Below are 10996 nucleotides of genomic sequence, written 5' to 3' on the forward strand. Positions count from 1 at the left end.
ATCGACGACGTGTCCGGTGGCAGTACAGGGGAAACGGCCGGCACTGCCGATGGCGCAGTGACGACAGGAACAAATGCCTGCGCTTCACCCACCGGAACACGACGTGCTGAACCCGGGATGTCGATCGATACGCCGTCGATCACCAGCGGGTCCGGCCTCGTCGGGGTTTGCAGCGTATGCTGCTGATGGCGCGAGATCCAGCGACGCAACTGGTTCGGATTGACGTCATGGTCCATGGCCGCCCGGGCGATCGATACCCCCGGCCTCAGGCAAAACTCGACCAGCTCCCGCACGGCATCTTCATCAAATTCCCGCCGGCCATCCCGTCTGCGGCCAACCACCAGTCTGCTTCGAAGGTCCTGTTTCTCTGTCATCACGGTCTGAGTGCATGTGTCCACGCGGACACTTAGCATCTGACCTTCTGCCTACCATTGGTAGGGCGTCGTTTATTGACGGCTTACGATCTTGCTCCGAGATTCTCCAATCTATCCCTCGCCATGCATCTGGCACTCCTCCTTCCCACCCCCCAGCCTTGAAGGATGCGAATGAGGATTCATTTCCACGCTTGACTTGGTACTCCCCGTCTCGCCCAGGGATCTGTTCTTTCCCAAACCAAACCGTGCTCTCTCCGGTTTCTTCGCAGGTGGCACAGGACAGTTCACCGTTCCTGAACTCTTGATATGAAAAAAGTCCCTCTTGGCCACTCGGTGCGGGAAGGTGCGTCGTAATGAAACCTAGCGCGCGCAATCGCGCTTCGAATTCTGTGAACAGTTCCGCGACCTTGTCGTAGATGAGTGCTTGACGGTCCATGGCGAACTCTTGTTGATGTTTGTTTTAGATGAGATCCGCAATTGCTTTTTCGGATTCGTTGGCAAACCGTTCACGACGAAGTGAAATAAAGTGATCTCCCTCCAGGACCATAAGCGGCAAAGCCTCTTCGTGGCCAAACTCCTGACAGAGATCTTCCCAGAGGCTGTTGAGGGTGCGGTAGGGCTTCTTGACCATGCGCTGGACACCGGTCCAATGATAAAACTGGTCCTTGCGGATCGAGGCGTTGCCCGTCAACCAGACTTCTTCCAGGGCCTGTTCCAGTAGGGCTTCTCGATATTTCGACATGGCATTTTCCGTAAAAGAATGTTGGAATCATAGCACGTGCCTCTCTAATTTCGTCTTAGTTGTCTAATCCTCGCCAAAAAATGTAAGGCTTCACTGTGTGGCGAAGACGTATACTTGGTCTTCGCGGAGTGAATGTAGTTGCGTGCGACTGGCTGGTGCGTCGCTGCTCGATTCGCTGAAACTGAGCGCGGAGAATCAAGGTCGATATAGATTGACGGATCTATGGGCGCTGCTCATCGCCAATGGATCCGTCAAAGTGCTTACGACGGTTGCTTCCCAGCTCGGCAATTGTCAACCCACTCCCACGCCATGTCGTACCTGATGATCGCATCGGGACCATTCTTGGCTACGAAATTCTTCTGCCATTTTTGCGTACACGCGTTGTCTTCGGTCGGCCACGCGTTTCGATCCTCGGGAGCGCCCGACGAAGAGGGCGGTGTAGATGCTGCTGCATTGTTGCCGACAGATGGGAAGCGTTGCTCGCATTGCGCCGACCATTTCATTTCTTGTTTTCCATCGACATCCATGGGATCCGGCGGCGTGGTGTTACGAAGCTCTCGGATGCAGGCTTTCACTTGCTTGGTGCGCTCGATGGCTGTCAGCGTGCTTGCTGTGGCTTGCGCTTCTTCTGGTGTGGGCACTTGAATGCCCATTTGCCATACATCGTGGCTGACGAGTTCGCCAGTGTTGGGATCGAATCGATCTTCGGCACCGTCGAGTTTGTCGTTGGCAAATGATGCGCGGTAGATGACGCGCTTGCCACCGGGTGCATAGCGGATCATTTCCCCGTTGGCCGCACCGTTTTCATAGTGTGCTTCCAGGAGCGTGTTTCCGGTTTTGCCGTCGTACGTCTTGATCGTGCCGTCGAGCCACCCGTGCTTCCAGGGAAATTCTCCAATGAGCTGCTTGGTCGGTGCGTAGTAGATTTTTTCTGTCCCGTCCGGCTTGCCGTTGCTGAAATTGACATCAAGGACAGTCCGCTCACCCGAGCTGTCGAAGATCTGCATCGGGCCGGTGAGTGTTGCGTCGCTGAATGACATCTTCATGCGAACGGTGTCGGATTGGGCGGATTTGCAAGCGACATCGCCGGCGAGCATGCCGTCGCTGACTCTCGCATCGCAGAGGAGACCGTGAATCATCATCGAATTGATGCCATCGCGATAGGCCTCAGGCACGACGTACGCGCTGTTTTGCATCATCCGTTGATAGCCTTGCTGGTTGTTGAGAATGTTCGGAGCAGGCACGTTGGTGACCTTCCCCGAGAAAGGCGTGTTCGCGTCACCGGCATAGACCTTGCCGTTGACGATTTGGGCGTTACGGTAGTCGAGGACATCGCCCTTGCAGCCACAGAGGGTTATGGTTGCGACAGCGATCACAAGAGGTACCGCGAGACGTTGGCGAAAGTGGATGGTTGCCATGGCTGGAAATATGAATGAAGACGCGATCGTGGCGCGGCGCTCTGGACGATCACGGATACAAAAAAACCGACCGGCGAACCGGTCGGCTGAAATGGTTCTGGCCATCCGAGGGGGGTACATGCCAGAACCCAGGCCAAGCATTGCAAGCTGTTTAATTCAATGCGGCACGGCGACGACCGAGTTAAGCGCGGTCAGCAAGGCGCCAGGAAGATCGGATGCGAACTGCAGGGATTTGTCGGTGTAGGTCGACGGGTACAGCCAGCCGACCTGCAGTCGTCCGGCACGAAGTGCAACGACAAGCTTGGCGCCGAGAGCGAGCGGTTGGAGTCGACCATTCCCAGAAGTCAGCGCCGAAACGTCAGCGGTCGCAAAGTCGAGTACTAGGACATTGGGGTTGTTGGCGTATTGGGACCAAGCGCCAGACGTGTTACCGACGACTACGCGATGGTCGGCAGACAGTTGAATCGTACCCAGGCCGACATTCAGTCCCGCCAGAGCGATGCCGACAGCCTGCTGGACGGACGTGAACGTCGTACTCGAACTGCCGGACGTCATGACGATCGTGCTGCCGTCCATATAGGCGGGAACTTCACCGCAAACCAAACCGCTCTGTACAACCGCGTTGTCGCACATTGGAACGGACACGGGAAGTACGACGCGGTCAGCGGAATAGGTTTGGATGCCGAGGTACGCGGTCGTGCCGTTCGGGAACGCTGCATCGGTCAGCTGCGCTGCATGTGAGAAGTCGATGAAACCTGGTACGGCAGGGGCGGCGAGCGACAGCGGTTTGCCCGACAGATCAACCGAACGCGCCTCGTATGTGAACCCGATACCCGACGCCGGGTCGGTGCCAGAGAGCGTCGTACCGATATGCGAAAGCGGCTGAGGGGCGAGCCGTTGTGTCTCTGAAACGAGGTCCGACCAAGTTCCATCCGCCTTCAGCGCATACTCGCCGGCCAGCCCGTCGTATTTGCCGCCGTTGTAGGCGCCGAGACCGACACTGGTCCACGTGTTGCTTCCGACCGGCAGATTTTCCTGTTGAACAACTTGCAGTGCGCCGTTGACGATCTGGCGCGCATCGCGAACCAAAGCCTGATTCGTCGAGCCCGGTGTCGGGTTGTAGCCTCCGAAGAACGAAATCAGATAGTCCACGAAGCTGTAGGTCGGCATGGAAAGCACCAGTGCTGCATCCGCAACCTGATAGACCGCCTTACCAGCCTGAGCGGCGAGATCGTCCTGCGTGATCGATGCGACGCTTCCCTTCGCGACCATCGCATTCAGGGCGTTGCGCACGGTCGCGGCGTCGACGGTACCGTTCGTCGCGAATGTTCCGAGCTTGTCGACGATTTGCGCGGCGAGTGATTGTGTTGCGGTGTCCTTGTTGACGAGATAGTCCGCGTTGGGATCGATCCGACCGCCGAGCAACCCCTGGACGGCGGTAACCGCCTGCGCTCTGCTCAAGCCGGTCTGCATTTGGGCGGAAACGAGAGTCGTGAGTGGGCTGACGACCTGTGATGACGTCGGTTGAACCGTCTGCGACAGCGTAAAGGTGGCCGGGAACTGGAAGCCGGCCGGGCGGGAGAGATCTTTAGTGGATGGTGTGATTTGGACCAGAAGTGTCTTGCCCGTCGCGTCTCCGCTGTACGAAATCGAGAACTGGCCAGCTGCATCGCTGACTGCGCTTGGCTCCCCTGAATCGCAGGCCCCGTTGTTATTCAGGTCTAGGCATACCGTTGCGCCGGCCAGGTAACCATCAATGGCTTTGCCGGTAACGGTCGGTGTGGGTGTTGTCGGCGTTGTGCCGCCGGCCGACGATTGACTGGGGCTGGAACCTCCGCCTCCCCCGCAAGCGGCAAGGGCCGCCGCGATGGACAAACCGAGAACGTGTTTGCTGAACCCCGTGTGTTTGTTGGCTTTCATTGTTTTCTCCATTTGGCGTGCTGGTCCCGCACGGATGGGTACATCGAGTTATGTCGTGTTTACTCAACAATCTAGGGCGTAACCTGCCCACCGGAACGACATCGAGTCGAATCGGTAATATGCCCATGTCGGTAGGGCAAGCCTCGTATCGTAGAGTATATTCGACTATAATTGAAGAGTTTACAGCGTCGTGAATTAGTCGACGGGCGGGCATTCTGCACGCCATGGCTACTAGGCGCACCATCTCCTCCGCTGCACGACCCGCCCCGATCTCGATTGCCCTGGGCAAACGGATCAAGGAGTGTCGGCATGCGGCTGAAAAATCTCAGGAAACCCTTGCGTTCGAGTCGCACGTTGACCGCACGTACATCTCGGCGATCGAACGCGGGATCGCCAATCCGTCTGTCGAGACGCTGGCGAACATCTGCTATTCGTTGAATGTGACGCTGGCGGAACTGTTCGTACCGCTGGATGGGGTGTCGTTGAAACCTACAGGTGAGCGCCGCGCGAACGCGGCGACGCCACCTGAGATCAAGCGTCAACGGTTGCGGTGACTGCGAGGATTTACGTTCAGGCCTTTATCGCGGTTTTCTGCCTTTCGGTCCGCAGCTGCCTTTAGCTGTTCGTGCGTCGGCATCTCGCTTTGGCGCAGGATTGCCACAGCCGCGACTCGGGGTTTGCCGGGAATTGTGTACGCCGACTTTGTGCGCCGACGGCACAATTGATTCTGGTGGGCTGGCATTGCCACACGCCGACTGCCACTCAGGGTGCGGCGCGATTGTTGTTAGGTAGTGGTGATGTTCGCTCGGCTCTTTATCGCGCGGGGTGCCTAAACGACCGCAAGAAGCAATTGACTCAAGCCAGCAGACAAATTTCTCGATCGCTTCGACGTCGTACACGTACTGAATGCCCTGACGATTGAGAACGAGGCCAGGGAATCGGTCGGCAAAAGCCAGCGATTCAGGCAGCGAATTTGCGGCACCAAAGTACCAAAAATTACCGGCCCCTTCGGCCAAGAAAACCGGTTTCCCGTAATCTTGATTGAATGATTCCACGGAGTTGTGGGCCGCAGAAGGTACCCTTCGCCAATGCACGCCGTCGCGGAAGTAGAGATTGTCCCCGCACGTCTGTTCAGGCTTACCGTCCAGCACAGGGCGCTTTTGCGGGTATTCGCGGAAGTACCGGTCCATGTCGATAACCCTGGTTAGACGCATGGCGTAGATCAGGCGATTTCCGGTCGCTTTACACGAGTGGCCCAGAACCCAATCACCGGGTTGAAGGCGAGCCTTCATGTGGTTTGGCGTGCAAAGCGCAAGAGAGCAGATGTCAAAGTACGGATTCGGGGCGAGCCCCGTATCCGACGTCATCACATACTTGAGTAGCTTCATGCCGCATCTCGAATGAGGCTTGCCACCCACGGTTCCAGTTCCGGGTAGCACTTGCCGTCGATTATGAACTCCTGCCCTTTCGCCGCTGTCTTTAGCGTCACACGGTCTCCTTCTACATTCCAGCAGTCTGCGCTGGGATGGTAGGTCAGCGGTGGCCTTCCGCTCGGCTCGAACCACGAGGGCAAAGACCAGAAGCGCCGCGACAGCCCTTCGCGCGTGAGTTTCAATGACGGGTCCAGAGACGGGAAGCGCCCGCCACCGAGACCGTCGACATAGGCCGAACGCTTGCGTGCGACATACAGCGTGTTTCTCGAATCGGTGTAGTGCCCCGGAGAAGCGACATGGGGATGCGTCGCAATCCACGGATGTCGCTGTAGCGCATCCGAGCGATCAGTGACGATAGACAGCACTTCTTCGACCTCTAGCCAGCCGAAGATAACGTGCAGGTCCGGCGCACGCGGTACAAAGCGCCACCGCCCCGAGGCGTTTTCCACTTGTCTGAACCACCCGAAGAACAGGAAGATGTCGCCGGCACCCACGCCGTTATTGGAAAGGTGACTCTGGGCAGCACCCGTCTGCCCCAAAGCTGGTCGCCAGCCGGGAATTTCAACTGCGTGATTGCCGCCGAGGTCCGGATCGTTATGGATAGTCGACGCGGAACTGTGCCGGTCGCAAGAGAGGTTGCGGAGCATGATATCCAAGTCCAGTCCGGGGAAGCCGACATTGTCGATCGTCGTTCGGTCGTGATCGCTTGGAATCGGGAGCGGGATTAATTTGCCGTCAGGCATGATCGGGCTAGCCATGCCGCCGTATCGTTGGTCGAAGCCCTTTCGCGAGAAAATGACTTTCATTCGAATCCTGCGTCTCAAAGTTTGTAGCGCCGAAGCAAGCGATGTTGCGAAGGGCTAGAGGCGGTAGCATAACGGACTCTCGCTCGTTGATTGAGCATCGACACGCGCAAGGTGCCTTTACCGTAACGATTGCGCATCACCGTGCGAGCACGGCGATGCATATACGAGATCAATCGTCAGAGGTTGAGCCGATGACGGAGCGGATTGACACGCCACCCAATAACTTCACACCGCGCGCGGCGGCGGGCGACCGAAAGCGGAACTGCTCATCGCCGTGCCAGTCCAGACGCGAATTGAACCCGGCAAGGACTGGCTCATTGCCCGCTGGATCGATCAGCAACAAGGCGCTCGGCTCAAACGTGCTGTGGTTCTGGTGACCTTCGATTCCGACGACAAGCGCCGCTCGCCATTTGACCACATGACGCTGATGCCAGCCGATGATGACCGGCCAGCCCGCAAGCAATTCGCCGTAGACGAAGCGAAGCAAATCGATACCGGAGACGGCAGATTTTGCTGCGCGAACGCCGAGACTCAGGTCCGTGACGAAGTTGGCAAGCTCATCGATCGTCATTCCGCTCAGATAGTGGGGCCATGCGTCATTCCAGAGCATTTGTTCCGGTCCAGATGTGTGGTACGGGAGGTAGACAGGGTCGGCCAGTTTGCCCAGCATGGCGAGCGCCATCGCAACGCAGTGAAGCGTGCTGCCGCCGTCTCAGTGTCCCTGACGGCTGAACAGTTGGTTGCCTGACGTGGTAAGCGCCTGCCGTCGGCCGAGCCGTATGCCGGGATGGAATTGCTGGATCAGCATGTCAGTAATCCCCCGGCAGCAGGATAGTCGTCGCGGTGCGATCCCATTCGGTGACGACCCATACGGTTTGATCGCCTGGCAACACGTAGCAGGACAGCAGGCGCAGACCGGCCTCAACGGACAACTCGTTTTGCTGGCGATCGGACTCGGACAGGTCACCCCAGTCGCCGCGCATGTGGCGGATCAGCAAGTCGATGATCGAGACGCGTGCGTTGGCGATGGCTTCCAGTGCAGCGGGCGTCGCGAAGATCCGGCCGAGCTTGAAGCGCGGGGCAGCGTGAACGGTGGATGGCAGATTCACGAAATTCTCCAGGTAATGGACGAACACGAGCCTCCGGATAAACCGGCTACCGAGTTCGCTGAATGGATAAGGGAAAGACGAGACGCAGGACGCGTCGTGGAACTACCGGGCTGCGGACGCGAGGGCGTTCGGATAGTGCTTCGCGAGAATCAGGTTCATTCTGTCGACCAGATCAGCGCGTTTGAACGACAGGTGGCCGTTGCCGTTCTTGAACCAGCGCAGGTGGAAATAGCCGTGCTCGGCCTCTGTCTTCCGTTGGTGCTGCGCGTCAGAGATGAGCGACGACATGCCATGCCGATGATCCGGCTCCGGCTCGCCGTCGAGCACGCTGAATACCCGCGTCAGATCGTCCAGTTCGTTCGTGACGTGATAATTCGAGCTGCCTTGCGAGAGCAGATACCGGATGATGATGCGTTTGCCGAACTTGAACGGTTCATTCGTCCTGTAATTCCACGATAGCCGCTGGAAGCACTGAAGCACGCCGCGTTCGAACATGTCGCCGCGTGCTCCGTAGAGTTGAGAAAAAGTGGCTTCAATGTTGGCGGCCGTCAGTTCCGGTCAGTTCCGGTACCTCGCCTTCGGCAATCTGATTACTCCATTGGTCACGCGCCTTCGCATCCATGAAGGTGCGTAGGCCCGATTCCGACAACAGGTAATCCCAGCCGCGCACATCGATGATCCGTACCATGGCGGCTTCCGCGTCGTCGCGCTTGGCATATTCTCCAGTGACGGTGGGACGGCCACGGCAGCCGTAGCTTTCATCGAGAACAAGACGCGGGAATCCGAGATGCGCAGCCTTGGCGAGCGCCTGCGCTTCGCCGAGTAGATCGAGGGCGGCGCGCACGCGTTCGACGATGGCGACGCGCTGGTTGGCGAGATTGGTGACGCTGATGCTTTTGACGAGATCGGTAGAGTCCATGTGGCATGTCGATATGAAGTGGAATGAGGGCGACAAGAAACAGCCGGGCCACGTAGGCCCGGCTGTTTATGCCGCAAGGTTGAGTTCGACCAGTCGCCGGCGAAGCGCGAGCGCTTTGGCCTGCGAGCAGCCGAGGTGGAGCCGGATGTCGGCGACGGTCGGACGCACTAACCCCGCTGCAATATCCCGAGCGAGTCGGGACAGGTGGTCGTCGAAGGGAGCGGCGACGGGTAACGGCGTAATCGGGTCGTCGAGCGGCGCGTGACTGTCGGTCGTATGATCGTGACTCGGTGTCACGGAATTGCGACTAACGGTCTGGTCGTCGTGACTAGCCGCGACTGGCATGACTACTGGCTGAGTCATACCGGTCGGCTCCGTGACTGTGGTGACTACGGGTTCAGTCACGTTCGGCGCGTCCGTGACTGGCATGACGACTGGCTGAGTTACGGCGGGCGTCACCGTGACTGTCGTCGGAGTAATGTCAGTCACGACCGGCAACGGATTCGGTAACTGCGACCGGATTGCGACCGTCCACAGCAGGCAGGCCACGCCTTCCAGGACTGCGGCGAACCCAAGGCCAGTCAGCAGATCGACCCGAGCGGTCGTCGTGCCGAGTAACGCGGCGAGTCGCGACGTGACCGGATCGGCGAGCAGCGCATCACGCCGTTCCGTGACTCGATCCGTCGCGACTTGCTGACGGCGGATGTCATCGGCTTCGGCGTTCAGCGCATCGATCTTGGCCGCGAGCGAAACACGCTGACCCTCCAGCGTCACACAGTTACCGACGCAGTAACGCGCGTTGGCTGCGACGAGTTGCGCAGTCACGGCGGCGCGTTCTGCCATGATGGTCGTGGGACTGCGGACAGATGCCGGCGCCGGGGCGACCGGTGCTGTCGACGCTCGTTGCTCGCCGGCATGTTGTTGGGCGAACGCGAAGAACACCGCGTGCCCGTAGCAGGCCGTGACCAGACATGCGCCCCATAACAGGCTACCCACACCACGGATGACGACCGGTGCATCACGAATCAGCGCCGGTAACAAATGCGCGCACGTGACGAGCACGGTACCGATTGCAATCCAGATGAGCCGTTCCGGCAACGTCCCGCCGCGCTGCCAGCCCGCCAGGATCGACAGACTGAGTGCGGTCGCCGTTGCCAGCGCCGCCAGCGCGACCGTCCAGCGTCGAACACTCATGCTGCTTTGCCGCCGAGCAGGACAGCTTTGCGTTCGAGCTTCTGGAGAAGGGTGGCGGGTGTGTTGGTAGGATCACCCTCGTCAGTGTCCGATGGCAGCGCATCTTGGGGATAAAACTCTTCGGCAACAGCGGCTGTCTCCTCCGGACTATCCTCGAATGCACCGTTGGTGAACCCGAGCCGTGCGGCGGCATCGAGGGCCGCTTGATCGAATCCAGCCTCCCGGCGGCGCGTGTCCAGTTCCTTCGCCTCGATCAACGCTTGTTCGAGCTTGCTGCCCGATCGGACGCCCAAATCGACGTAGTAGATGGCCGACCGATAGCTCTGCGTGGTCGACTTGCCGCGCAGCTTCAGTTCGAGCGGCAGACAGGCCAGCAGATTGCCGGACACCGCGCGGAAGTAGTGAAGGCGCGCGGCGAGCGTCCGGATGCTGTTGTAGGACGTGGTGCGGAAGATGAACGAACCCATTTCATCGTCGTCTCCGATGATCACGTTTAGCCGCCCGTACGGCTTGCAATTGCCTTGACGACCGAATGTGCAGCCATCCGGCGACGGGCAGGGCATCGCTTCGATCCCAGCATCGGTGACGCGTCGGCACTGTTCTCCGTTACCGACACAGACTGGCCGGCCGGTATCGCGATCGAACAGCGTGTAGTCGGCACGCAGGTTCAGATCCGGATCGTTGAACAGCACACGCACCGGTATCGCGCGCAGCTTGCCGGAGGTGGCCTTGCGCAGCGTCTCGTTCAGCGGGTGCAGCATCCATTCACCGCGCTGCTGCACCTGGGTAGTGAGGGTGAACTGGTCGTCTTTTTCCGGGATGCGCTTGCCGTTCTTCTCGACAATGCGCCCAATGGAGATGCGCCCGACAACGGGCGGTGTGATGGCGAGACCTTTGAGCATGGTGGTCCTCAAAATAGAAAAAAGGGGGAAGGGAACTGCGAGCGTTGCCGACTATCGGGAAAAATGCGCTTCGAGCTTGGCGTGGATTTCCAGGGCGACGCCCTGCCAGGCGCGAGCACTGACCATTGGGTTGACTTGCAACTGATCGAGTGATGTTGTTGCAACGCGCTCCGCGTGCT

Annotated in this window: 11 protein-coding genes and 1 pseudogene; 1 reads left to right on the forward strand and 11 read right to left on the reverse strand. The window is 59.0% G+C overall.

The window, feature by feature from the left end; all coding sequences use genetic code 11:
• From AC3IFE_RS17065 to AC3IFE_RS17080, 4 genes are all read right to left on the reverse strand, one after another.
• Positions 1-413: transposase (locus tag AC3IFE_RS17065; protein ID WP_489191249.1), on the reverse strand; the 413-nt coding region annotated here is incomplete at its 3' end.
• A 421-nt stretch (positions 414-834) separates the two neighbouring features.
• On the reverse strand, positions 835-1116 hold the full coding sequence (locus AC3IFE_RS17070; protein ID WP_489191250.1) for a hypothetical protein: 282 nt from the start codon (positions 1114-1116) through the stop codon (positions 835-837).
• A gap of 260 nt (positions 1117-1376) precedes the next feature.
• Positions 1377-2534, reverse strand: a complete 1158-nt coding sequence (locus tag AC3IFE_RS17075; protein WP_489191252.1) for a toxin-antitoxin system YwqK family antitoxin — start codon at positions 2532-2534, stop codon at positions 1377-1379.
• A gap of 156 nt (positions 2535-2690) precedes the next feature.
• Positions 2691-4454, reverse strand: a complete 1764-nt coding sequence (locus AC3IFE_RS17080; protein ID WP_489191254.1) for a hypothetical protein — start codon at positions 4452-4454, stop codon at positions 2691-2693.
• 224 nt (positions 4455-4678) lie between these two features.
• On the opposite strand from AC3IFE_RS17080, the gene AC3IFE_RS17085 reads away from it, so the two are divergent.
• Positions 4679-5008, forward strand: coding sequence for a helix-turn-helix domain-containing protein (locus AC3IFE_RS17085; RefSeq protein ID WP_059844393.1), 330 nt, complete (start codon positions 4679-4681; stop codon positions 5006-5008).
• 24 nt (positions 5009-5032) lie between these two features.
• Here the strand turns inward: AC3IFE_RS17085 and AC3IFE_RS17090 are convergent, their stop codons facing one another.
• From AC3IFE_RS17090 to AC3IFE_RS17120, 7 genes and pseudogenes are all read right to left on the reverse strand, one after another.
• Positions 5033-5842 (reverse strand): Nmad2 family putative nucleotide modification protein, encoded by an 810-nt coding sequence (locus tag AC3IFE_RS17090; protein ID WP_489191256.1) that lies wholly within the window; start codon positions 5840-5842, stop codon positions 5033-5035.
• Complete coding sequence (locus tag AC3IFE_RS17095; protein WP_489191257.1) at positions 5839-6693, reverse strand: Nmad3 family putative nucleotide modification protein; 855 nt, start codon at positions 6691-6693, stop codon at positions 5839-5841. Before AC3IFE_RS17095 ends, AC3IFE_RS17090 begins: the two co-directional genes overlap by 4 nt.
• Before the next feature lie 169 nt (positions 6694-6862).
• Positions 6863-7363 (reverse strand): hypothetical protein, encoded by a 501-nt coding sequence (locus tag AC3IFE_RS17100; protein ID WP_489191258.1) that lies wholly within the window; start codon positions 7361-7363, stop codon positions 6863-6865.
• 139 nt (positions 7364-7502) lie between these two features.
• Positions 7503-7802, reverse strand: a complete 300-nt coding sequence (locus AC3IFE_RS17105) for a hypothetical protein (protein WP_489191259.1) — start codon at positions 7800-7802, stop codon at positions 7503-7505.
• Positions 7803-7904: 102 nt separating this feature from the next.
• A pseudogene (locus AC3IFE_RS17110) lies at positions 7905-8721 on the reverse strand (DUF4942 domain-containing protein).
• 66 nt (positions 8722-8787) lie between these two features.
• Entirely contained in the window at positions 8788-9915 is a 1128-nt protein-coding gene (locus tag AC3IFE_RS17115) for a hypothetical protein (RefSeq protein ID WP_489191260.1), read from the reverse strand.
• Positions 9912-10817: a recombination directionality factor gene (locus tag AC3IFE_RS17120; protein ID WP_489191261.1), complete on the reverse strand. Its 906-nt coding sequence runs from the start codon at positions 10815-10817 to the stop codon at positions 9912-9914. The genes AC3IFE_RS17115 and AC3IFE_RS17120 overlap by 4 nt, the downstream gene beginning before the upstream one ends.
• Positions 10818-10996: the final 179 nt, after the last annotated feature.

The organism is Burkholderia sp. APQ4-4ca (assembly GCF_057837105.1).

Bases quoted from the DNA above. Each gene is read 5' to 3' on its own strand.
- AC3IFE_RS17095 (WP_489191257.1), bottom strand. From the start codon at position 6,693: ATGAAAGTCATTTTCTCGCGAAAGGGCTTCGACCAACGATACGGCGGC.
- AC3IFE_RS17090 (WP_489191256.1), bottom strand. From the start codon at position 5,842: ATGAAGCTACTCAAGTATGTGATGACGTCGGATACGGGGCTCGCCCCG.
- AC3IFE_RS17080 (WP_489191254.1), bottom strand. From the start codon at position 4,454: ATGAAAGCCAACAAACACACGGGGTTCAGCAAACACGTTCTCGGTTTG.
- AC3IFE_RS17100 (WP_489191258.1), bottom strand. From the start codon at position 7,363: ATGCTGGGCAAACTGGCCGACCCTGTCTACCTCCCGTACCACACATCT.
- AC3IFE_RS17070 (WP_489191250.1), bottom strand. From the start codon at position 1,116: ATGTCGAAATATCGAGAAGCCCTACTGGAACAGGCCCTGGAAGAAGTC.
- AC3IFE_RS17085 (WP_059844393.1), top strand. From the start codon at position 4,679: ATGGCTACTAGGCGCACCATCTCCTCCGCTGCACGACCCGCCCCGATC.
- AC3IFE_RS17115 (WP_489191260.1), bottom strand. From the start codon at position 9,915: ATGAGTGTTCGACGCTGGACGGTCGCGCTGGCGGCGCTGGCAACGGCG.
- AC3IFE_RS17120 (WP_489191261.1), bottom strand. From the start codon at position 10,817: ATGCTCAAAGGTCTCGCCATCACACCGCCCGTTGTCGGGCGCATCTCC.
- AC3IFE_RS17075 (WP_489191252.1), bottom strand. From the start codon at position 2,534: ATGGCAACCATCCACTTTCGCCAACGTCTCGCGGTACCTCTTGTGATC.